Consider the following 24,018-nt stretch of genomic DNA (forward strand, 5'->3'; position numbering starts at 1 on the left):
CCGCGGCGCGCGCCGGTTGCATGAAAGAAGCGGCGCACTAGACGAGCACGTCAGCCGCGCAATGTCCGAGCAAAGAGTTCGAGCACCGCGTCCGCATTGACGCCGATACACGCGTCGCACGATGGCCGCGTGTCCCAATCCGGCGCGCTGGCACGCATCGACGTGGGCTTTTGCACAGTCAAACCCGCCGCGATACCTTCGGTCAGCACGCGCACCGGCCCGCTTCTCGTCGTGAACAGTTCGCGCGCGACGACGAAAGCGGCCGCCGAATAATCGTGCGCGTAGATGCCGCGCGTCTCGCCGTCGTTCGCGTGAAAGCGCTCGTAAAAGCGCGAGACGTTCCATACGAACCGGCCGGCATCGCCTGCGCTGTCCCGCACATCGGCGAGAAACGCGTTCGTCATCACGGTTTCATGCGTTACATCGAGCCCGACGATCGACACCTTCCACGGCGCGCCGAAGACGATATCGGCCGCTTCCGGGTCGCCATGGATGTTCGCCTCGGCGGCGGGCGTCACGTTGCCGAGCGCGCCGTTGTAACCGAACGCGCCGCCCATGACGACGACCTCGCGCACGAGCGATGCAATCTCCGGATCGTCTCGCAACGCGAGCGCGAGATTCGTGAGCGGCCCGACCGCGAGCAGCGTGATTTCGCCCGGCTCCGCGCGCACCTTCTCGATGATGAACCGATGTGCCGCGCGCCCGTCCTCCTTCACCGTGACGGCTTCCGTGCGCTCGACGTTGCCGAGCGCATCGTCGCCGTGGATATGCGGAATCGGTTCGGGCGCGGCGCGTTGCAAAGGCGCCGCCGCGCCGCGCACGACCGGCACGTTCGGCGCGAAACGCGATGCAAGATAGAGCGCGTTGGCGGTCGTCGTATGGATATCCGCATTGCCGAACACGCTCGTGATGCCAATGAGTTCGATCCGCGGATGCAACGTCTGAAACACGAGCGCGATAGCGTCGTCGATACCGGGGTCGGTGTCGTAGATGACCTTGTGCACACTCATGCGATGGCTGCCTCGCAAGCGCTCTGGCCGGCGGCTGCGTTCGGCATCAACGCGACCATGCCGCGGCGCAATTCCGCCGGGCTCACGGGCTTGCTCAGCACGTCCTGCTCGCACGCGAGCGGCACGATGGTGGCCGACGGTTCGCCCGTCACGACCAGACACGGACACGGACGGCCGAGCCTTGCGGTGCCCAGCATGGCCACTTCGCGCGCGGTCTTGGAGTCGCGCAGGCGGTAGTCGGTGATGATGAGATCCGGGAAGCGCTCGATGTCCGCGAGAATGGTTTCGAACTCGTCGAAGGTCGCGGCGGAGTCGTAAAGCACGCCCCATTGCGAAAGCAGCGCCTCGGTGGATGCGCGCACGAGGCCGTCGTCTTCCACGAGCAGCACGTAGCGCCCGCTCAGCGCCGCCGCTTCGTTCGCCTCGGACAATGCAGGCGCGCGCGTGGACGGCTTGTCGAGCGTCGGTCCGCACTGCGGCATTTCCAGTGAGAAACGCGAACCGCGCCCTTCGGTGGACTTGAGCTCGATGCGGTGTTCGTCCAGCATCGAAATGACCGCATTGACGATAGACAGGCCGAGTCCCAGCCCCTTGTCGCGATCTTGCTCCGGGTTGTCGACCTGGAAGAAGGGCTGGAAGATGGCGTCGAAATAATCGGCCGGAATGCCGATGCCGTTATCCAGCACGTCGATGCGCGCCCGCGTCGGCGAGCGCACCACGCCGACGATCACGGTGGGCTTGGCGGTCTTGCTGGCGCTCTTGCTTTGATCGGCGTACTTGATGCCGTTCGAGATCAGATTGGCGATGGCGCGTCCGAGCCAGTGCGCGTCGCTTCGCACGCAGACGACTTCCGACTTCGGCAGCCGCAGCCGCAAGTCGACGCCACGGCTCATGGCGAACGGACGCAATTGTTCGACGGCTTCCTCGATGGTTCGCCGCACGTCGAACACGTGATATCGCGGCACCACGCGGCCCGATTCGAGCCGCGAGAGATCGAGCACGGCATTCAAGAGCCGCGCCAGAATGATCGACGAGCGCCCGCATTCGTCGATGAGCCGTTCCGCCTGCTCGAACTCGCCGTTGCGGATGGCCTCGGCGGCGGCTTGCAGGAACAGGTTGAGCGCGTGCATTGGCTGGCGCAGATCGTGGGTCGCGGCGGCGAGGAAATTGGACTTCTCGCGGCTCGCGGTTTGCGCGGCGATCATCTGCTGTTCGCGCAACGCGAGCAATGCCGTGGTCTTGTTCTCCTGGTCCTTCCTGGAGATCTCCAACTCGTCGTTCTTGCGCGCGAGCGAGCCGTTCGCGGCGCGCAGTTCGTCGTTGAGCGAGGCGAGCGCGCGCTCGGCGGAAAAGCGTTCGCGCGAGACGCGTTCGGCGTGCACGCAGACGCCGTGGCCGACCACGATCACGTTGAACATATAGAACAGTCCGGCAAAGAAATTCTCCGGATTGAGCAGATGCGCGGTGAGCTGCAGCACCACGATCGACGCCATGGTGACGATGCCCGCCGTCAGCACGACCCGCGAGCGCAGATAGAAGAAGCTGAACTGCACGAAGAGCGCGAGGCACAGCCCCGTGAAATGCTGCGTGTAGTTATAGGGCGAGGGCGTGATCGCGAAGAGCGCGAGGATCAGACACAAGAGCCCGTAGATGCCCGTGAGGATGACCTTCTCGGACATCGCGTGCGATCGGAACGAGGGCCGCAGGACGAGACAGCATTCGAGAATCAGCAACACGATGCCCGCAAAGCGGATTGCCAGAATGTCGGACAGGCGCCCGTTCAGCGCGCTGTTGCCTTGCGAGAAACTGAAGTCCCACCAGAGGAAGCAGGTCCAGATGACGAGCGCGAGCAGCGCGGATGCGCGCCGGAACGCGCAGAAGCGCTGCGCGTGATCTTCGAGGAATTGCGCTTCCAGCGCGCGGTCGGCGAAAGCGGCCGGAATGGAAAGATTGCGAACGAGACTGAGCCCCGCTTCTCGCGCGGCGGAGAAAATCTCGGGAGTGCGCACACGTTCGGCGCGTTGAGGGACGGCCATCGCTTGTTCGAGTCGCGGTTTCGGGGATATCTACTGTAGGCCAACTTGGTCTTACCAATACGCCTTTTTTTAGGCATCAACCGTTAAAAACGGAAATTAATGCGAGCTTTTGGCGGGCGGACGCTGAAAAAAGATGGCTTTGGACGGCAGCGGCGGGGAAGGAGGAGAGAGTCGACGCGCAAAGCAACCGGTGTATCTCGAACCGGATCAGTCGAACGGCGAGCCGGGCATGCCTGCTCGCCGTATCGAAGGACAGCCACGACCGATGCCCCCCGCGCGATGACGAGGGCTAACCGTACCGCGCGAGAGTGCGCGATACCGCGCCTCGCGCATTCACGATTTCGGTTTGGCCTTGGTGCTGCGTTTGGCGACCTGCGTTTCCTTGGCGCCCGCTGCCTTGGGCGGCGATGCCTTGGGACCGGCCGTTTTCTTGCGGCTCGACATTTCGGTTTCGGCGGGATTGCTCGCTTGAGCCTTGCGTGGGGATGGCATGATGACCTCCTTCAGTGTGTGTCCAGGACGAACACACTGATAACCATAGGTCGCGCATAGCCGGGAATCAAGACGGCGCAAGGCTTTCGCGCCGTCTTTCGCAAAAAGCTTCTGAGAGCGAAGCAATTCGCGGTCTCGACGCGCCGCATCGACGCCAGTTCAGCCGATGAGCTTGAGCCCTGCCGGCAACGCCTCGCCGAACACGCGGCCTTCGTCGGCGCGATCGAGCGTGACGACTTCGCGGACCATGGCGATCCACGCTTCCGCCGCGCCCATCGTCTCCAGGCGCTGCACGACGGCGGCGCGGATGTCGTCGGGAAGGTCGCGCGAACGGTCGCCCGTCATGCGCGCGATCTGCACGGCCGCGAACGCCGCCGGATCGACCTTCTTCCAGTCGAGCGCGAGGATCGTGCCGAGCCAGGCGGTCGCCGTCTCGGGCGGCACGACGCCATGGGCGCTGCCGTAGAACGGTTGCCGCGCGCCGATCCGCCCGACCGCCCACCAGCTCTGCACGTTCTCCGAAGGCTTCTTCAGCCGCGTGAGCAGCCATTCGCCGGTTTCGATCTTGCGCGCGACCGGCACGCGTTCGAGCGATGCCGCGAGCCGCACCATGTCTTCATAGCCCGCGCGCGCAGCGCCCGCCGCGCGCCGATAGCGGCTCGTGCCGGGCGGCTGAAGCACGAAGGCCATGTCGTCGAGCAGGCGCAGTTGCGCGGCTTCGGGCAGACCGCCTGCCGCGCGCCGCCATAGCGTCCACCATTCGGACCAGATCTGGCTTTCGTTGCCGTACTGGATGCCCTGGTCGAAGAGCGTCCACAATTGCTCGACGCGCCAGTCATCCAGCGGATGACCGAAGCCCGGCCGCAAGCAATAGCCCGTCAGGTTGAGCCACAGCCGTTCGTGATCGGCGGAACGGCGGCGGCGTTTCGCGCGGTCCCACAGCGCGCCGTAAAGCTCGCGCAAGAGCGCGAGATCCCAGCTATCGCGCGGGCCGAGCGCCTGTTCGAGCAGCGCGCGCAGGCGCTTGATCTCCTTCGGGCCGACGTCCTGTGAACGCGCGCCGAAAGTGCGGTCGATCAGATCGATGGCTTTCGGCAACGCAGGATGCGTTTCGCTTGCCGCCGCGTCGTTCGACGCATTCTCCCGGCGCAATTGAAATTCGAGCAGCCAGCGTTTGGCGGGATCGTCGGTGGCGATGCAGTGCATCTCCAGCGTGCCGACTTCAGTGAGCGAAGTCGTCAATTGCACGGGCGTCTCGTTGGGCTTGTGCGCGTGATTCGCCTCCTGGCCGCGCGGATCGACGACCGTGGCGATGGGCGGCAAGCGCACGAAGTCGCCGGCCGAGGCGCTGACATCGGCGATCTCTCCTGCCTTGAACGTCGCATCCGCCACCGAAGACACCAGGTGAAAGCGCACCGGCGCGCCGAGCCGCAACGCGAAGGTGCGGTCCGCCAGATGGATGGCCTGACCTTCCTCGGTGCCACGCGGCAGCACGCAGACGCCGCGCTCGCCAGCGTCGCTCTTGTCTTCGTCGAGCAGCAGGAAGTAGCTGCGCGCGGAGCCGCCGCCGATCTTCGGTGCGCGGCCCGCGCCCGCGAGCGCATAGGCGACCGCGCCGCGCGCCACGGCAACGTCCGGATCGTGATTGGCGAGCACGTGGACCGGCGCGCCGCGCCATGAACCGAGCGCCTCGGCGATACGGCTCGCAAGCGGTTCGGCGCGAAACACGCCGCCGTTCAGGAGCAGCGTGTCGGGAACGGGCAAGCTGGCTTGGTCAGATGCCGCTTCGCCCAACGCCTCGCGCGCCTGCGTGGCGTGTTGCGCGAGAAACGCCGCGACGTGCCGCGTGACGCCGGCATCGCTTGCATAAGGCAGCCCGAATTCGACGATACCCCCGCGCGCGCGACGCGGACGCTCGTCGGGCGCGACCATCGGAAAGAAGCCATCGACGATGATCCGCGCGATCTCCTCGCGCGTCACTTCCGTGGAACGCGCGCCGCCGATCAGCTTCGAGCCCGCGCCGAGCAGCGTGATCGTGGCCTTGTCCGGCGCGTTGGCGCCGAGCAATTGCTCCTTGGCCGCGCGGCAACGTTCGACGAGTTGCGAAAGACGCGCGGCGGAGAGGCGCTCCTGATCGTTGCCGGCAAGGCGCCGCTCCGCCAGATGCGCAAGCGCCAGGTCCATGTTGTCGCCGCCGAGCATCAGGTGGTTGCCCACGCCGATGCGCGTCAGGCGCGGCTCCGGGCCGTCCATCTCGACCTGGATCAGCGTGAGGTCGGTCGTGCCGCCGCCGACATCGCAGATGAGCACGAGCCGCGTGGCCGCGAGTTCATCGGCGAGCTCTTCGCGATGGTGAAACAGCCAGTCGTAGAACGCCGCCTGCGGTTCCTCCAGCAGGCGCAGCGCCGTAAGCCCGGCCATGCGCGCCGCTTCGAGCGTGAGGGCGCGCGCGCCTTCATCGAACGATGCGGGCACGGTGAGCACGAGGTCCTGCGCTTCGAGCGGCGAGCCCGGAAAGCGATGGTTCCACGCCGCGCGCACATGCGCGAGATAACTCGCGCTCGCGGCGACGGGCGAGATCTTTTCGATGTCGTCGCCCGCGCCCCACGGCAGAATTTGCGCGACACGATCCACCGAAGCATGCGAGAGCCAGCTTTTCGCGCTCGAAACGAGCCGGCCCGGAACCTGCGCGCCGAGCACGCGCGCGAGCTGGCCGACCACTTCGGGCTGTGCCCCGGCGTTTGCGTCACGGGGCCACGGCAACTGCAAGTCGCTCGCGTTCAGTTCTCCCGCCGCCGCGTGATACCGCAACGACGGCAGGAGCGGGCGCGCCGCCACTTCGCCCGGACTCACGAGCTGTTCCATCTCGAAGACGCGAATCTCGTCCGAGCCCGCTTCGGCATAGGCGACGACGGTATTGCTCGTGCCCAGATCGATGCCGACGCGATAGCGCGCGCCCGCCGCCCTCTTGCGCGCCGGCACTTACAGGCCCATGCCCGAGTCGGCGCTCACGCCGCCGCGCATGTCGAACTCGACCTTCCAGCGCTCGGACGATCCGCGCGGCACGGCTTCGAGTTCGAGCGTGCCGGCCTCGGTGATGCGCGCGTGCAGCTTGACCGGCACGACTTCGCCGGGCGTGCGCCCTTCCGATGGCAGCGATGCCTCGATCTCCTCGAGTTCCTGCACTTCGTCCGGCTGCCAGTATTCGAGCAGCGTGCCCACCTCGTCCTGACGGCGCACCGACGAGCCGAAGAAGCGGAAATGCACCGGCTCTCCGACCACGAGCCCGAACTCCTGCGCGGGCAGCGCGGCCTCCGTGCCTTCCTCCATGCCGAAAGGCGCCACGCACAGTGCCTGCACGGGCGGTTCGAGTCCGGGCACGGCAGGCATTGCCGACTCGACCGCGACGTAGTATGCGCGTGCCGTGCCGCCACGAATGCGCACGCCCTTGCCGCGCCGCACGTAGCCGTAATAGGCCGCGCCGCGCGCCACCGCCAGATCGAGGTCCGCGCCTTCGAGCAGACGCGCGGCGGGCGCGTTCTCGGCGGCGAGCCATGAATTGAGCGTGGACATGACGCGCTCGACCAGGAGCGGCGACTTGAACACGCCGCCGTTGAAGAGCACCGCGGTCGGATGCAGCAGCGTCGCGCCTTGCGGGGCTTCGTGCGGCAAGCCTTCGATTTCCGCGAGCGCGTTCACCTGACGGCCAAGGAACGCGGCGAGGTGACGCGTCACGGCGGCATCCTGCGCATAGGGCAGACCGAGTTGCGTGAGACCGGCGCGTGCGCGGCTGACCGGGCGCGCGCTGCCATCGACTTGCGGGAAGAAGCCTTCGAGCAAGATCTGCGTGAGTTCGGCGCGCGTGAGCTCGGTGCGCAGCGAGCCGCCGATCAGCTTCGAGCCACGGCTCGGCACGACGAGCGGCACGGTTTCCGTGTCCGGATGGGTGAGCAGCGTTTCCTTGGCCGAACGGCACGCATAAGTGAGCGCGCGCAGTTGCCACGGATCGGGTTGCGTGCCGGCGGCCGCGAGCTTGCGCGCGACGATATGCGCGAGCGCCAGGTCCATGTTGTCGCCGCCCAGCAGGATGTGTTCGCCGACCGCGACGCGATGCAGTTCGAGATTGCCTTCACGCTCCACCACGGCGATCAGCGAGAGATCGGTGGTACCGCCGCCGACATCGACGACGAGAATCACATCGCCCACTTTCACTTGCTTGCGCCAGCCGCCCGTCGACTTCTGAATCCAGCTGTAGAGCGCGGCTTGCGGTTCTTCGAGCAGCGTCATGCGCGCATAGCCGGCCGCCGCCGCGGCTTCGGCGGTGAGTTCGCGGGCGGCGGGGTCGAAGGAAGCGGGAATCGTCACGGTGACGTCCTGCTGATCGAAAGGCGCGTCCGGATGCGCGTGATTCCATGCCTCGCGCAAGTGCGTGAGATAGCGCACCGAGCTTTCGAGCGGCGAGACGCGTTCGACTTCCTCGGGGGCATCGGCGGGAAGGATGGCCGCGCGACGATCCACGCCCGGATGGCAGAGCCAGCTTTTCGCGCTGGAGACGAGGCGGATGGGCGTGCCAGCGCCCCGGCTGCGCGCCAGCTCACCGACGATAAACGGCCGCTCCTGCGTCCACGGCAAGGTCAGATCGCCGGGCGCGAGTTCGCTCGGATGCGGCAGATACAGAAACGAAGGCAGCAACTCGCGCTCCTCGGCCGCGCCAGGCGCCGTCAATTGCGCGATGGACAGCACGCCTTGCGCGGTCTTCTCGCCGTCGCTTGCGGACAAGTCGACGTAGGACAGCGCGCAGTGCGTGGTGCCGAGATCGACGCCGATGGAATAGCGCGGCGCGTTCTCTTCGTGATGATCGCTCATAGCTCCACCTCGGCCGGTGCGACGATGCTCGCGTCGTGTTGGTCCGCGAGCTTCGGCAGACGTGTTTCAGCGACCTTCCAGCCGCGATGGCTGAGATTGCCCGAGAACGGCGGCTTGCCGACGACGTTGCCGGTCACCCGCACGGCGCTGGCGTCGAAACCTTCGGGCAGCGTGATGCGGCTGCCTTCGGCTTCGTTGCGCACAGGCTGGATGGTGAAATGTTCGCGCAGCACCGAGCGGCAGCCGTCGTGCACGAGACGCGCGGCCGCGCCGATATCGGCGTCGCTGTAGTTGGCGATGTCTTCCTCGACGAAATCGATGAAGCGGGCGTCGCGCTGCAAAAGGCCGAGCAATTGCAAGGCGGCGACGGGGCTCGATTCCTTCAGCGGCGACGGCGCGGGCTTGGGCGCGACCGGCGCGGTTGCTACCGGCGCGGCGGCGGGCACGGGCGCTTCCGGCGCATGCGGGGCTTCGCGCAGGCGCTGCACGCGGCCGGCGAACGCGCCGTTGCCGAGCACGCCGAAGAACGCTCCGAAGGCAATGCCTATCCTGCCGAAGAAGGACGGATTCATGTCGGTCATGTGTTTGATGCTCCTTGTGGCTGCTTGCGAGGACGACCTATCCTCGGCGGCGCTGGTGGCCGGTGGCGGCGCGGTTCTGGTGTGCGGAAAACGGCAGCCGATGCCGCGAGCGGCGGCACGGCAGGCCGTTTGAGCGCGGTTGCGTGAGCCGAAGCACGCGACGACAACGTCAGCGCGTTTCGGTCCGTATCCCGATATTGTCCATGATGTTGGCGCCGGGGCGCTAAAACCCGCCCGCGAGCGTCGCGCGGCGGCGCCCATTCTCTTGATTTAGGCGCTTAAGTCAAGGCTTGGCGGGATCGAGACGGCTTGATCGTGGCGCGGAGGCCGAGTCGCCGCTAAACCTTGCGTTGGCTGGCGTGCTCACGACCGGGTCGAACCGACGTGCATGCAAGCTGGCGTACGGCGTGTCTTGGTCGCTTGCGACGTTTGCGCCTGGCCCTCGCACCGGCCGATGCAGTTTCGCGAGACGAGACAAAAGCCCGCGCTCAAGCCTTCACATCGAAGCCCGCGAGATAACCGGCCGTATCGCCGCCATCCCAAACGCGTCCATCGCACAAGGTCGCTTTCCGATACTCGTCCGGCACACTTACGCCTGCCGCCAGCGCCGCCTCGCGATACAACGCCGTCTGGTTCACTGCCGACGCGATGGCGGCATCGTCGTGTTCACCGGAAAGCATCCCCCAGCGCCGATACTGCGTGATGAACCACGAGCCATCCGACACGCGCGGAAAGTTCACCGCGCCATTGTCGAAGAAGCGCACGGGAAGCGCGCGCGCGTCGCCGCCATCGGCAGCAGCCAGCCGGCTTTCGATGAGCGCCGCCGGGACGCCAAGCAACTCAGCCGAAGCCAGCGCCTGCGAAATCTCCACGCGATGCTCGCGCGCGTCGAGCCACGCGCATGCGTCGAGCAGCGTACGCACCAGCGCCCGCGCGCTATTCGGATACAGCGCGACGAAATCGCGCCGGCACGCAAGGACCTTCTCCGGATGATCCGGCCAGACTTCGCTCGTGTACGCAACCGTGCGTCCCACGCCGCGCGCTTCGGCCACCGCATGCCACGGCTCGCCCGCGCAGAAGCCGTCGAGCATGCCTTCGGCCATCGCATCGGCCATGCGCGGCGGCGGAATCACGACGCTTTGCACGTCGCGCAGCGGATGCACGCCATTCGCCGCCAGCCAGTAATACAGCCACATCGCATGCGTGCCGGTCGGGAAAGTCTGCGCAAGCACGGGCGGGCGGTCGAGCGACGCCAGCGCATCTTTCACGCTCGCGCCATTCCGAATGGCATCGGCGAGCGGGTTTGAAAAGGTGATCGCCTGACCGTTGCGGTTGAGGACCATCAGGACGCCCATGTCCGCCTGCGGCCCGCCGATGCCCAGTTGCACGCCATACACGAGCCCATATAGCGCGTGCGCGGCGTCGATCTCGCCGGAAAGCAGCTTGTCGCGCACGGCGGCCCACGAAGGCTGACGGTATAGTTCGATACGGATGCCATGGCGCCGCCCCATCTCGTGGATGGCCGCGACGGCAAGCGGCGCGGCGTCGCTCAACGCGACGAAGCCGAGCCGCAAATGCGTGCGTTCGGGCAACGCGGACGGGGATGTATTCGTTTCGGGCAAGTTCATGGTCTGTGCAATGTGCTCGGTCAGGGCAGCAAATCCGCGACCGAGAGAAGCTGGCGCGCGATCTCCGCGACTTTCACGCCCTGGTCCATCGCGCGTTTGCGCAGCATGGCGTAGGCGTCGTTCTCGGACAGGCCGCGGCGATCCATCAGCAGCCGCTTCGCGCGGTCGATGATCTTGCGCTCCGCAAGCTCGTTCTCCACTTGCGCGAGCCGCTGCCGCAACTGCGCCTCGTGTGCGAAGCGAGCAAGCGCGACTTCGATGATCGGTGCAAGCCGCGCGGGCGCGAGCCCTTCCACGGAATACGCTGTCACGCCCGCGCCGACGGCGGCGCGAATGAACTGCTGATCGGCGTCGTTGCTGAACATGAGCACGGGACGCGGCGCGGCCTTGTTCATCACCGCGAGCTGTTCGAGTGTGTCGCGCGAAGGCGACTCGGTATCGATGATGACGACATCCGGCTTCTGACTCTCCACGGCCGCATGCAGCGCGGAAGGCGCGGCGACCTCGGCGAGCATGTCGTAACCGAGACGCGCCAGCTGCTCACGCAAGTCGCCGATGGGCTTGGCGGTGTCGGTGACGAGCAAGACGCGCAACATGGATGGAGCAGGGGTCATGCGGGAAACGGTCGGAACGAGGGCATACGCGATACGTTCGACTCTAACGCGCGCCAGGCCGCTTGAGAACCTGGCCGAATGGCATAGGCAAGACGGCGTGCGAATGTGCGCGACCAGCGTCTTTCGTTGCGACGAACGCGCGGATTCAACGTTGCATCGCGAGCTATTCGTTCAAGCGGCATGCGCGAGACCTTGCCTGGAATGGCACGCGAATTCGACGGCTTCGCCTATCGCGCCGCCAATCAGAATGACGGCGGGGCTGCCGAGTCCGGCGGCGGTGGCGTCGGCGGCGAGACGATCGAGCGTGGTGACGAGGCGCTTCTCATCGGGCGATCCCGCGTGCTGCACGACCGCGGCCGGTGTATCGGCACGCAGCGCCAGGAGCAACGCCTGAGCGATGCTCGCAATGCGGCTCATGCCCATGTAGATGGCGAGCGTCGTGCCGGTGGCGGCGAGCGCGGCCCAGTCCGGTTGGCTGTGATCCTGCATGTGCGCCGTGACGAAGGTCACGCCCTGACAATGATCCCGATGCGTCAGCGAAATGCCGAGCCCCGCTGCCGCCGCGAATCCCGACGACACGCCGTTCACGATATCCACGGCAATGCCTGCATGGCGTAGCGCCGAGATTTCCTCGCCCGCGCGGCCGAACAGCAGCGCATCGCCGCCCTTTACGCGCACCACGTGCAGGCCCTTTCTCGCATAACGCTGCATCAGACGTTCGATGAACGCCTGCGGTGTCGACCGGCAACCGCCGCGCTTGCCGACGCGAATCACGCGCGCGTTGGGCGCAAGCGTGACGATCTCTGGATTGGCGAGGTCGTCGAGCATGAGGATGTCGGCGGCGGCGAGCGCCTTGGCCGCGCGCAAGGTCAGCAAGTCGAGATCGCCGGGACCCGCGCTCAGGAGGGTGACTTTGCCTTCAACGTGATTCATCGTGTTCTCTTTCGGCTCGGGGCGAGATGACTCGCCTGTATCGGTGGGGCGCATCGGCGCGGCGGGACGAAATGCAAAAAGCGTCCGCCCGTGTCGTTGCACGAGGGGACGCCGTTGTCCTTGGGCCTTGGTCCATGCACGCATCGGTCGATGTATGCATGCTTTGCGCTGCTGCCAGCGCCGTTGCCGGCAGCGCTTCGAGCAATGCAATAAGCGGGCCATTTGCGCCGGGAACGCGCTTGCGTAGATGTCGCAAGGGCTTGCGCCTCGACGCGCGCATCACGTCGCACCGCAAGGAGGCACTGTCGATGTGCAGCCGGCACCCGAACAGCGCGCGCATGCCTCGATGCGTTGCCAAACGCATGGCGTCCCACGTTCATTCGCACGATTAACCAGACGGTTCAAAAATAAGCGACGTTCGCACGCCATCAGTGCTGCGCCGCACCAGCGATGTGCCTGCGCGCATCAAAACGCGACGCGGAGCAAATGCGCGCTGCCGGTGCAGGATCGCTCGAACGCTTATTCCTCATGGTTGTGAGCTGCATGCGTTCAACATGGCATATCCCTTGCCTTATGTCCCGCCATCGGATCAACGGCGATCCGTCCTGATTACAGCGCCCGGCAGGTTAAAGCCATGCGGGCATCGGACAACGGCGTCCCCCGCATCGGCTTTCCGGCTGATGCGCGGGACGCCTTTCTTTTTTGGCGGAAAGACGATGGACAAAGCCACCCGGATCGATCTCTTCAGCATGCGCACGGCGCCGATGCGCGCCTTCCATCTCACATGGATGGCGTTCTTCGTATGCTTCTTCGCATGGTTCGCTTGCGCGCCGCTGATGCCGCTCATCAAGCGCGAATACGGCCTCTCCAACGACCAGGTCGCCAACCTCAATATCGCGGCCGTGGCCGTGACCATTCTCGTACGTCTGATCGTGGGCCCGATGTGCGACCGCTTCGGCCCGCGCAAGGTCTATAGCGCGCTGTTGCTCGTAGGCGCGGTGCCGGTGTTCGGCGCGGCGCTTTCCACGGGCTACGACAGCTTCCTGTGGTGTCGTCTTGCCATCGGTGCAATCGGTGCGAGCTTCGTCATCACGCAATACCACACGTCGGTGATGTTCGCGCCGAACGTCGTCGGCACCGCGAACGCCACGACCGCGGGCTGGGGCAACGCAGGCGCAGGCGCGGCGCAAGCTCTCGTGCCGATGCTGGTTGCCGCCGCGATCGCGTTGGGCGCAGGCGCGGCATCGTCGTGGCGCATCGCGCTGATCGTGCCGGGTATCGCCATGCCTGTGATGGCGTATTTTTACTGGCGCTATACGCAAGACTGTCCGCAAGGCAACTTCACGCAACTGCGCGAACTGGGCGTTGCCATCGACGGCGGCAAGAAGGGCGGCTGGCAGAGTTTCGTGACCGCATGCTCGAACTATCGCGTGTGGATGCTGTTCGTGACCTACGGTGCGTGCTTCGGCGTGGAAGTGTTCATCCACAACATGGCGGCCGTGTATTACGTCGATCACTTCAAGCTCTCGCTCGGCGCGGCAGGACTGGCGGCAGGCAGCTTCGGTCTGCTCGCGCTCTTTGCCCGCGCGCTCGGCGGCTGGCTTTCCGATAAAGCGGCCGCGCGCCGCAGCCTCGATATTCGCGCGACCTTGCTGTTCGTATTGATCGCGGGCGAAGGCATCGGTCTCTATGCGTTCGCGCATGCCGAAGGCGTCGCGCTCGCCATCGTATCGATGCTCATCTTCGGGCTCTTCACGCATATGGCTTGCGGCGCGACCTACGCGCTCGTGCCGTTCATCGACCGCAAGGCGCTGGGCGGCGTGGCTGGCGTGATCGGCGCGGGCGGCAACGTCGGCGCGGTCGCGGCGGGCTTCCTCATGAAAGGCGTGGGCAATGCGCAAGCCACGCTCTCGATGCTCGGCGTGATGGTCGGAGGCGCTGCACTGTGCGCGCTGGCCGTGCGCTTTACCCCGGAACACAAGGCACGCGAAGCCGCGTTGCGTGAAAGCGCGCTCGCGGGCAACAACCGTGTAGCTGGTTAAGTCATCACTCAGGCAGAGTCCCCATGAAAATCGTCGTCATCGGCCACGGCATGGTCGGCCACAAGTTCCTCGAATGTCTCGCCGAAAGCGGGCATGACACGCTGCAAGTCACCGTGCTCTGCGAAGAACCGCGCGCGGCCTATGATCGCGTTCATCTGACCGAATTCTTTTCGGGTAAGTCGGCCGATGAGCTTTCGCTCGTGCAGGAAGGCTTCTTCGATAGCTCGGGCTATGCGCTTCAACTCAATGCGAAAGCCGTCGCGATCGATCGCGCGGCGCGTACCGTGACGGCATCCACGGGCGAAGTGCTGCCCTACGACAAGCTGGTGCTCGCAACGGGTTCGTATCCGTTCGTGCCGCCCGTCGAAGGCAAGGAGCGCGCGGGATGCTTCGTGTATCGCACGATAGAAGATCTCGAAGCGATGCGTGCCTTCGGTGCGAAATCGAAAGTCGGTACGGTCGTCGGCGGCGGTTTGCTTGGTCTCGAAGCGGCGAAGGCGTTGCGCGATCTCGGGCTCATCACGCATGTCGTCGAATTCGCGCCGCGTCTGATGGCCGTGCAAGTGGACGACGGCGGCGGACGCGTGCTGCGCAGCAAGATCGAGGAACTGGGCGTGACGGTGCACACGGGCCGCAACACGCTTGCCATCGTCGACGGCGAGGGTGCTGCGAATCGCATGAATTTTGCCGATGGCGCGCATCTCGATACCGACATGATCGTGTTCTCCGCGGGCATTCGTCCGCGTGACGATATCGCGCGTGCGGCCGGTCTCGAGATCGGGCCGCGCGGTGGCATCGTGATCGACGACGCATGCCGCACGAGCGATGCGGATATCTACGCCATCGGCGAATGCGCGCTGTGGCAAGGGCAGTTGTTCGGCCTCGTCGCGCCGGGTTACGACATGGCGCGCATCGTCGCGAAGCAGGTCATTGGCGCGGACGACGCCATGTTCGCGGGCGCGGACATGAGCACCAAGCTCAAGCTGATGGGCGTGGACGTGGCGAGTATCGGCGACGCACATGGCAAGACGCCGGGCAGCCGCTCGTATCAGTTCAGCGACGAGCGCAAGCAGATCTACAAGAAGCTGGTCGTGTCGGATTGCGGCAAGTTCCTGCTGGGCGGCGTGATGGTTGGCGACGCCACTGAATATGGCACGCTTTTGCAGATGATGCTCAACAAGATCGAGCTGCCGGAAGCACCCGAATTCCTGATCTTGCCGCAAAGCGACGGCAAGGCGAAGCCCGGCCTCGGCGTCGAAGCCTTGCCCGATGCCGCGCAAATCTGTTCGTGCAACAACGTGAGCAAGGCGGAAATTTGCGCGGCGGTGTGCGCGGGCGCGACGAGCATCGGCGCGTTGAAGAGCGCATGCAAGGCGGGCGCATCGTGCGGCGGCTGCGTGCCGCTCGTCACGCAGGTGCTGAAGAGCGAGATGAAGCGCCAGGGGCTCGCGGTCAACAACCATATCTGCGAACACTTCCCGTATTCGCGCCAGGAGCTTTATCACATGGCGCGCGTGGAAGGACATCGCACGTTCGGCTCGATGCTCGCGAAGCATGGCAAGGGTCTGGGCTGCGATATCTGCAAGCCTGCCGTGGCCAGCATTCTCGCTTCGTGCTGGAACGAGTTCGTGCTGAAGAAGGAGCATGCGGGCCTGCAGGATTCGAACGACTACTACCTCGCCAACATTCAACGCGATGGCACGTATTCCGTCGTTCCGCGCATGCCGGGCGGCGAAGTCACGCCCGATGGTTTGATCGCGGTCGGACAAGTGGCGAAGAAGTACGGGCTCTATACGAAGATCACGGGCGGCCAGCGCGTCGACATGTTCGGGGCGCGCGTGGAGCAGTTGCCCTTCATCTGGGAAGAGCTGATCGCCGCGGGCTTCGAATCTGGACATGCTTATGGCAAGTCGCTGCGCACGGTGAAGTCGTGCGTCGGTTCGACATGGTGCCGCTATGGTGTCGGCGATTCGGTCGGTCTCGCCATCGCGCTGGAAAACCGCTACAAGGGGCTGCGCACGCCGCACAAGATCAAGTTCGGCGTCTCGGGTTGCACACGGGAATGCGCGGAAGCGCAGGGCAAGGATATCGGCGTCATCGCGACGGAGAAGGGCTGGAACCTTTACGTCTGCGGCAACGGCGGCATGAAGCCGCGTCACGCCGAACTGCTCGCATCCGATCTCGACGAAGTCACGCTCATTCGCTACGTCGACCGCTTCCTGATGTTCTACGTGCGTACGGCGGACCGCCTGCAACGCACGAGCGTGTGGCGCGACAACCTCGAAGGCGGCCTTGATTATCTCGTCGATATCGTTGTGAACGACAAGCTCGAACTCGCCGCCGAACTCGAAGCGGAGATGCAACTCGTCGTCGATACGTACGAAGACGAATGGAAGAAGGCCGTCACCGACCCCGAAACGCGCAAGCGCTTCCGTCACTTCGTCAACAGCGACAAGAGCGACGAGAACGTGACCTTCGTGGAAGAGCGCGGCCAGATTCGTCCCGCGACGCCCGAGGAACGCAAGCTGAAGCTGATCGACATTCCTGTCGTCGTCGAAACCGTTTGAGCGCTGGAGACCACCATGAATGACCGCATTGAACAGGACTGGACCGAGATCTGCGCACTCGATGACATCGTGCCCGACACCGGCGTCTGTGCGCTTTTCAAGGGCGCGCAGGTGGCCGTGTTTCATGTGGCGGGCGACGAGCAGAGCGTCTTCGCCATCGACAACTTCGATCCGCATTCGCAGGCGGCGGTGCTCTCGCGCGGTATCGTCGGCAGCTTGGGCGAGCGCATTGTCGTGGCATCGCCGATCTACAAGCAGCACTTCGATCTGCGTACCGGCGAATGCCTCGAAGCGCCCGAGCGCTCCGTGACCGCGTATCGCGCACGCGTGGCCGGCGGCAAAGTGTGGATTGCCGCATGAAGACGGAATATGCGGTTGCGGCTGGCGCGGCCGATGTACCGATGGTGCAGGCGCGTCAGCGTCTCGTCGTGATTGGCAACGGCATGGCGGGCATGCGCACGGTCGAGGAATTGCTGAAGATCGCGCCCGAGCTGTACGACATCACCGTGTTTGGCGCCGAGCCTTACGGCAACTACAACCGCATTCTGCTTTCGCCCGTGCTTGCAGGCGAGAAGAGCGTGGACGACATCATCCTCAATACGCGCGAATGGTATCGAGCCAATGACATCACGCTGCATGCAGGCGACGCCGTGGTCGGAATCGATCGCGTGCGGCGCATCGTGCGCTCGGCAAGCGGTATCGAGGCGCGCTACGACCGACTTCTGATAGCGACGGGTTCGAAGCCGTTCATCATTCCCGTGCCGGGTTGCGATCTTCCGGGCGTGATCGCGTTTCGCGACATTCAAGACGTGGAAAAGATGCTGGCGGCATCGCGCGATCATCGTCACGCGGTGGTGATCGGCGGCGGCTTGCTCGGTCTCGAAGCGGCCAACGGTTTGCAACGTCAGGGCATGTCGGTGACGGTCGTGCATTCGAGCGAAAGCCTGATGGACCGTCAACTCGATGCGAGCGCGTCCACGTTGCTCAAGCGTTCGCTGGAAGCCAAGGGTCTGCGTTTCGCGATGGCCGCGAAGACGACGGAGATCGTGGGCGATGAACGCGTGACGGCGGTGCGCTTTGCCGATGGCCGCGAGATCGAAGCCGATCTCGTCGTGATGACCGCGGGCGTGCGTCCCAACATCGCGCTCGCGAAGGAAGCGGGACTGCACTGCGAGCGCGCGATCGTCGTCGACGACACCTTGCAGACTTACGATCCGCGCGTCTATGCAGTGGGCGAATGCGTGCAGCATCGCTCGGCTACGTTCGGTCTCGTGGCGCCGATCTGGGATCAGGCGCGTGTGGCCGGCGCGCATCTCGCGGGCGCGGGACATCGCCGCTATGTGCAGCGCGCGACCGCGACCAAGCTGAAAGTCACGGGCGTCGATCTTTACTCGGCGGGCGATTTCATCGGCGACGATTCGTCCGAAGACCTCGTGCTGCGCGATCCGCGTCGCGGCGTCTACAAGCGTCTCGTGTTGCAGGCGGGCTGTGTGATCGGCGCGGTGCTGTATGGCGACGTGAAAGACGGCGCATGGTATTTCGAGCTGATTCAGAACCGCACGGATGTCTCGCATCTGCGCGGACGTTTGTTGTTCGGCAAGACGCTTTGCGAAGCGCAAGCATAGATATGAACGCGAGAATCCCCATCATTCCGGTTCAGGCGGCTGCCGTTCGCACGACATGTCCTTATTGCGGCGTGGGTTGCGGCGTAGTGGCGACACCGCGCACGGCTATCGACGTGGCGATTGCTGGCGACGAAACACATCCGGCCAACTTCGGCCGCTTGTGCGTGAAAGGCTCGGCACTCGGCGACACGGTGAGCCTCGAAGGACGTCTGCTCAAACCGAAGCTGCGCGACGGTCAAACCGGCGCGCTCGCCGATGTCTCCTGGAGCGATGCCATCGGCACCGTGGCGAGCGGATTCGCTCGCATCATCGACCGACACGGTCCGGATGCGGTCGCCTTCTACGTATCGGGGCAATTGCTCACGGAAGACTATTACGTCGCCAACAAGCTGATGAAGGGCTATATCGGCAGCGCGAACATCGATACGAACTCGCGGCTTTGCATGTCGTCGTCGGTGGCGGGACACAAGCGCGCGTTCGGCGAAGACCTCGTGCCTCTGAATTACGAAGACCTCGAACTCGCCGATACCATCGTGCTCGTCGGATCGAATACGGCATGGTGTCATCCAATCCTGTTTCAGCGCATCGTGAAGATGAAGGAAGCGCGGCCGGACGTGAAGATCGTCGTGATCGACCCGCGCCACACGGCAACGTGCGAGATGGCCGATCTGCATCTGCCGCTCAAGCCCGGCAGCGATGTGCGGCTGTTCAACGGCCTGTTCGCGTTTCTGGCGGAGCATGGCGCATCCGATTCCGCTTTCGTCGATGCACACACCAACGGCTTCGATGCCGCGCTCGCGGCAGCAGGACCGTCCGATCTCGCGCAGACCGCGAAGGACTGCAAGCTCGACGCGCACGACTTGATGACCTTCTATCGGCTCTTTGCGCGCACCGAACGCGTGGTGACGGTTTATTCGCAAGGCGTGAATCAATCGAGCGCGGGGACGGACAAAGTCAACAGCATCATCAACTGTCATCTGTTGACCGGACGCATTGGCAAGCCAGGCATGGGACCGTTTTCCTTCACGGGACAACCGAACGCGATGGGCGGGCGCGAAGTGGGCGGCCTTGCCAACACGCTGGCGGCGCATCTCGAACTGGATAGCCCGCTGCATCGCGAGATCGTGCAGACGTTCTGGGCGTCGCCTGCGATTCCCGAACGCGCCGGATTGAAGGCCGTCGATCTGTTCGACGCCATCGAAGCCGGCCGCGTGAAAGCAGTGTGGATCATGGGCACGAATCCGGTCGTGAGTCTGCCGGACGGCGACCGCGTGAAGTGCGCGCTTGCGAAGTGCGACCTGGTGGTGAGCTCGGACATCATCGAGCATACGGATACCAACGCTTGCGCCGATGTGTTGCTGCCCGCGCTCGGCTGGGGCGAGAAGGACGGCACCGTGACCAACTCGGAGCGCCGTATCTCGCGGCAGCGCGCGTTTCTGCCGGCACCGGGCGAAGCGCGCGCCGACTGGCGGATCATGTGCGATGTCGCGCGTCGCATGGGCTTTGCGGGCTTCGACTTCCAGGCGCCGCATGAAATTTTCGATGAACACGCGCGTTTGAGCGCGTATCGCAACGACACGGAGACGGGCGTTTATCGCGCATTCGATATCGGCGGACTAACGCAACTCGGAGAGCACGACTACGACCTGCTTGAACCCGTGCAATGGCCGCTGCGCTCGAAAGACGACACCGGCAGCGCGCGACTCTTCGAGGAACGACGCTTCAGTCATGCCGATGGGCGCGCGCGTTTCATCGCGACGCCGCCGCGCGATCCGGTCAACGCGCCCGATGCCGACTATCCGCTCATTCTTAACACGGGCCGCGTGCGCGACCAATGGCACACGATGACGCGCACCGGGCGTTCGGCGAAGCTCGCCGGGCATATAAGCGAATCGTTCATCGACATGCATCCGCAAGACGCGCTTGCATACGGCGTGCGCGAAGGAGAGCTCGCGCGCGTGACGAGCCGCTGGGGTTCGATGATCGCGCGTGTTCAATTCGGCGGCGGCATGTCGCGCGGCAGCGTGTTCGTGCCGATCCACTGGAACGATCAGGTTGCCTCGGATGCGCGCGTCGGCGCGGTGGTGAATCCGGTCGTCGATCCGGTATCGGGCGAGCCCGAGTTCAAGCACACGCCTGTGTCGATCGAGCAATTCCACGTGACATGGCACGGCTTCGCGCTTTCGCGACGCGCGCCCGCGCTCGATTCCGTTACGCACTGGACGCGCGTGCACGGCGCGCGTTTCGTGCGCCATGAACTGGCAGGACGCAATCGTTTCGATGCCGCGCATGACGATCATCACGACTGGGCGCGCGCGCTCTTTCGCATTGACGATCCGCATGCGGACTGGATCGAATACGAGGACAAAAGTGCGGGCGTGTATCGCGCGGCGCATGTGGTGAACGATCGCATCGAGAGTTGCGTGTTCGTTTCCGAGCGCCCCGACTTGCCTGCACGCGCTTGGCTTGCGAGTCTCTTCGAGAAAGAGCGTCTCGACGATGAAGACCGCGCGAGCCTTTTGCTCGGCCAGCCGATAGGCAAGGGCGAGGACACAGGACCGACAGTCTGCTCGTGCTTCGGCGTCGGGCGCAATACGATCTGCAAGGCGATTCAGGACAAGGGTCTGAAGACGGCCGCGGAGGTTACCGCTTGCGTGAAGGCCGGCGGCAACTGCGGATCGTGCGTGCCGGAGTTGAAGAAGCTGATCGTCGAAACGGAGATGGCTCGGTTGAGCACGGTTTGATTTGTCATTTGACGGCTGCGGCAAGAAGCGGGCGCCTCGGCGCCCGTTTTTACTTCATGCAGTCTTCCAATAAGCGCCCTGTGAGCGCTGTCGAACCAAACATCTGATGAATCAGCGCGATTTCAGCGCATATGTTGGTTCCCCCGCCAATTCCTTTCGCGATTCTCCTTACAGTCCTTTCCCACAGGCGCATCGACAAAATTGAGCGTCAGCGGGCATCGTCGAATGGCTATGGGGATTGAAACGAAGGCACGGTTATTTCGGATGGCGAATAAGTTTCTTGCGGACGCTTCCACGCTATAGGGCACACGAAGCGAAGCTTGCCGCCATTGCAAATAGCCATTGCCATTGCCATTGCCATTGCCGCGACGAAACCGACGTCGCAAACCGCTCAGTAACACCGTTGGAACTCCGGAGGCAACCAGGCAAGGTGGCGTTTCTGGAGCATGGAGATGTGCTTCACAGCCGTCTCTTCTTTTTGGGTTGGCTCGGATGTGGATACATCGGAAGGGCCAACCCTTTTTTTTGACGTTGCGGGAAAGCACCGCGAGAACAATCAGCCCGTGGAATGCCGTTCCGAAAGGCCCATCGCAATGCGCGCCTGCTGCGCATGCTCGGCGGATAACGGTGCCCCGGCCGATGCTCCGCCTTCGCTCATGGGCCGATGCTCATTGCCGAATCGCGCCACCGAGAACGCGAATGTGTTGATGCCCTTGGCACTCGTCGCCGATACCGTGCCGCGATGCATTTCCGCCACGGCCTTCACGATAGCCAGTCCCAGCCCGTGATTCTCCCGGCTGTTGGTGCGCGAGCTTTCGGCGCGATAGAAACGATCGAACAGATGCTCCATGACAGGCGGCGCGATCTGCTCGCCGGGATTAGCCACCGCGATCCGCACGCGCCCATGCTCGCGCGCGATGTTGACCGAGATAGTCGCGCCCGGCGCGCAATGCTGAATGGCGTTCATCACGAGATTGGAAAGCGCGCGGCCGAATAGCGACGTGTTGACGAAGGCGCGTGCATCGCCGCTTGCCGTCGCGCGCACTTGCGCTTCTTCGAGCGGTATCTCCAGAAACTCCAGCGTGCGGTTCACTTCCGCCGCGAGCGACACTTCGACGAGTCCCGTTGCGCGTTCGCCCTGATCGGCACGCGCGAGGAACAGCATGTCGTTGATGATCGCGCGCACGCGCTCGAACTCTTCGAGATTCGACTGCAGCGTATGACGCAATTCTTCGATCGGCCGGTCGCGCGTGAGCGCCACTTCCGTCTGGCCGATGAGGATGGTGACGGGCGTGCGCAACTCGTGCGCGACATCCGCATTGAACGATTCGAGCCGTCCATACGCGTGATCGAGCCGTTCTAGCGCGCCGTTGAATGACTTCGCGAGGTCTTCGAGTTCAAAGGGCAACGAGCGCGTGTTGAGCCGCTGCGAGCGATTGTTCGGGCTTACGTTCTGCGCGTCGCGTGTCAGACGCGTCAAGGGCGCAAGGCCCAGTCGCGCCACCGAATAGCTGAGGAACAACACGGCGACCGTGGCGAGCGCCGTCAATGCGGCAAGCGCAAGCCCGAAGGCGCGCATGGTCCGCACGTTCGGCGAACAGTCCACGGCCACGAAAAGCTGCAACGGCGGACGGTCCATATACGGCGGAATGGTCAGCGTGGTCATGAGCATTTCATACGCGCGGCCTTCGGGCTGGAAGTGCCCGTAATGGTCCTGCACGCGCTTGATCTGATCGCGCAAGGGCGGTGCGCCGTAGTTATAAAGGCCGTCGTTGCTGGCCACGGCGAACATCGTGGAGCCGTCACGCGGCGTGATGTCCGCGAGCTTCTCCTTGGCCATCTTCCACTTGTCGGGGTTCGATACGTGCGAGACGATCAGCCGTGCGATCTCGGCGCGATTGTCGAGCGAGTCGCGCAGATGCTGTTCGAGCTGCACACGCAGCACGAGAAAAAGCCCGGTGCCCACGAGCGCGAACACGAACAACGCGACGACCGCGAACATGACCGCAAGCCGCCGCGCAATGGATCGCTGCGAGCGCGGTTCGCCGTCGCCGGATTTGGCCCACTGCACGTTCATGATGTTCTCGCGTCTTCCCTGGTTTCCCGCGTGTCGCGTGCTTCGCGCACTTCGAGCACGTAGCCCATGCCGCGCACGGTATGCAGGAGTTTGGTGCGAAACGGCCCGTCGAGCTTGGCACGCAGCCGCTTGATGGCGGTTTCCACCACGTTGGTATGACTTTCGAAATCTACTTCCCAGACGAGTTCGGTGATGGCCGTCTTCGACAGGATATCCCCATGACGGCGCGCGAGCACGCTCAGCAGCTGAAATTCCTTCGCGGTGAGATCGAGGCGCACGCCGTCACGCGTGGCGCGTCTGCCGATCAGATCGACGTAAAGATCGCCCACGGAAATGAGCGTGGATTCCTGCGCGCGCGTGCGCCGTGCGAGCGCGTGCAGTCGCTCGACGAGTTCGAGAAACGAAAAAGGCTTGGTGAGATAGTCGTCCGCGCCCTCGCGCAGACCGCGCACACGGTCATTGATATGATCGCGCGCCGTGAGCATGATGACCGGCGTCGACTTCTGCAGACGCAGCGCCTTCAGCACCGCGAAGCCATCGCGGCGCGGCAGCATGACATCGAGCACGACCACGTCGTAATCGTATTCGATGGCCAGATGCGTGCCTTCCTCGCCGTCCATCGCTACATCGACGACCCAGCCTTGCTCGGTCAGTCCGGAGCGCAGGTAATCGACTACCTTGTGTTCGTCTTCCACTATCAGGACTTTCATGCCTGCCTCTTCAAGGGGTTTGCTTACCGCTCGCTTGCTTATTGTTATAGGTGATTACTATACGATCCTCACGTCTAACATGCTTACATCGAA

16 protein-coding genes are annotated in these 24,018 nt (G+C 64.4%); 5 read left to right on the forward strand and 11 right to left on the reverse strand.

What is annotated here, in order from left to right; genetic code table 11:
* Window positions 1-50: 50 nt before the first annotated feature.
* From NCT03_RS17105 to cobA, 9 genes are all read right to left on the reverse strand, one after another.
* Window positions 51-1,010 (reverse strand): nucleoside hydrolase, encoded by a 960-nt coding sequence (locus tag NCT03_RS17105; RefSeq protein ID WP_250493236.1) that lies wholly within the window; start codon window positions 1,008-1,010, stop codon window positions 51-53.
* Window positions 1,007-3,046 (reverse strand): ATP-binding response regulator, encoded by a 2,040-nt coding sequence (locus NCT03_RS17110; RefSeq protein WP_250493237.1) that lies wholly within the window; start codon window positions 3,044-3,046, stop codon window positions 1,007-1,009. Before NCT03_RS17110 ends, NCT03_RS17105 begins: the two co-directional genes overlap by 4 nt.
* Window positions 3,047-3,379: 333 nt before the next feature.
* Entirely contained in the window at window positions 3,380-3,538 is a 159-nt protein-coding gene (locus tag NCT03_RS17115) for a hypothetical protein (RefSeq protein ID WP_244828514.1), read from the reverse strand.
* 159 nt (window positions 3,539-3,697) lie between these two features.
* Window positions 3,698-6,520, reverse strand: a complete 2,823-nt coding sequence (locus NCT03_RS17120) for an Hsp70 family protein (RefSeq protein ID WP_250493238.1) — start codon at window positions 6,518-6,520, stop codon at window positions 3,698-3,700.
* Window positions 6,521-8,404: an Hsp70 family protein gene (locus NCT03_RS17125; RefSeq protein WP_250493239.1), complete on the reverse strand. Its 1,884-nt coding sequence runs from the start codon at window positions 8,402-8,404 to the stop codon at window positions 6,521-6,523.
* Window positions 8,401-8,985, reverse strand: a complete 585-nt coding sequence (locus NCT03_RS17130) for a DUF2760 domain-containing protein (protein ID WP_250466727.1) — start codon at window positions 8,983-8,985, stop codon at window positions 8,401-8,403. Before NCT03_RS17130 ends, NCT03_RS17125 begins: the two co-directional genes overlap by 4 nt.
* A gap of 488 nt (window positions 8,986-9,473) precedes the next feature.
* Window positions 9,474-10,613, reverse strand: a complete 1,140-nt coding sequence (locus tag NCT03_RS17135; RefSeq protein ID WP_250493240.1) for a CmpA/NrtA family ABC transporter substrate-binding protein — start codon at window positions 10,611-10,613, stop codon at window positions 9,474-9,476.
* Between the two features lie 20 nt (window positions 10,614-10,633).
* Window positions 10,634-11,209 carry an ANTAR domain-containing response regulator gene (locus tag NCT03_RS17140; protein ID WP_250493351.1) on the reverse strand — a complete coding sequence of 192 codons (576 nt, stop codon included), beginning with the start codon at window positions 11,207-11,209 and terminating at the stop codon, window positions 10,634-10,636.
* A gap of 189 nt (window positions 11,210-11,398) precedes the next feature.
* Window positions 11,399-12,160 (reverse strand): uroporphyrinogen-III C-methyltransferase, encoded by a 762-nt coding sequence (gene cobA, locus NCT03_RS17145; protein WP_250493241.1) that lies wholly within the window; start codon window positions 12,158-12,160, stop codon window positions 11,399-11,401.
* A gap of 716 nt (window positions 12,161-12,876) precedes the next feature.
* Here cobA and NCT03_RS17150 point away from each other — a divergent pair.
* The 5 genes from NCT03_RS17150 to NCT03_RS17170 are packed head-to-tail and all read left to right on the forward strand — an operon-like array spanning window position 12,877 to window position 21,138.
* A complete protein-coding gene (locus NCT03_RS17150; protein WP_250493242.1) occupies window positions 12,877-14,202 on the forward strand; it encodes an MFS transporter in 1,326 nt (441 codons plus the stop codon).
* A 23-nt stretch (window positions 14,203-14,225) separates the two neighbouring features.
* Window positions 14,226-16,769 carry a nitrite reductase large subunit NirB gene (gene nirB, locus NCT03_RS17155; RefSeq protein WP_250493243.1) on the forward strand — a complete coding sequence of 848 codons (2,544 nt, stop codon included), beginning with the start codon at window positions 14,226-14,228 and terminating at the stop codon, window positions 16,767-16,769.
* A 15-nt stretch (window positions 16,770-16,784) separates the two neighbouring features.
* Window positions 16,785-17,129, forward strand: a complete 345-nt coding sequence (gene nirD / locus NCT03_RS17160) for a nitrite reductase small subunit NirD (protein ID WP_244828499.1) — start codon at window positions 16,785-16,787, stop codon at window positions 17,127-17,129.
* Window positions 17,126-18,394 (forward strand): NAD(P)/FAD-dependent oxidoreductase, encoded by a 1,269-nt coding sequence (locus NCT03_RS17165; protein ID WP_244828496.1) that lies wholly within the window; start codon window positions 17,126-17,128, stop codon window positions 18,392-18,394. Before nirD ends, NCT03_RS17165 begins: the two co-directional genes overlap by 4 nt.
* Window positions 18,395-18,396: 2 nt before the next feature.
* Window positions 18,397-21,138, forward strand: a complete 2,742-nt coding sequence (locus tag NCT03_RS17170; protein ID WP_250493244.1) for a nitrate reductase — start codon at window positions 18,397-18,399, stop codon at window positions 21,136-21,138.
* Window positions 21,139-21,694: 556 nt separating this feature from the next.
* Here the strand turns inward: NCT03_RS17170 and NCT03_RS17175 are convergent.
* Entirely contained in the window at window positions 21,695-23,215 is a 1,521-nt protein-coding gene (locus NCT03_RS17175) for a heavy metal sensor histidine kinase (RefSeq protein WP_250466737.1), read from the reverse strand.
* On the reverse strand, window positions 23,212-23,925 hold the full coding sequence (locus tag NCT03_RS17180; protein ID WP_244828488.1) for a heavy metal response regulator transcription factor: 714 nt from the start codon (window positions 23,923-23,925) through the stop codon (window positions 23,212-23,214). Before NCT03_RS17180 ends, NCT03_RS17175 begins: the two co-directional genes overlap by 4 nt.
* Window positions 23,926-24,018 lie beyond the last annotated feature (93 nt).

The organism is Caballeronia sp. GAWG1-1, from assembly GCF_023631465.1.
In the GTDB taxonomy this organism is placed as follows: Bacteria; Pseudomonadota; Gammaproteobacteria; order Burkholderiales; family Burkholderiaceae; genus Caballeronia.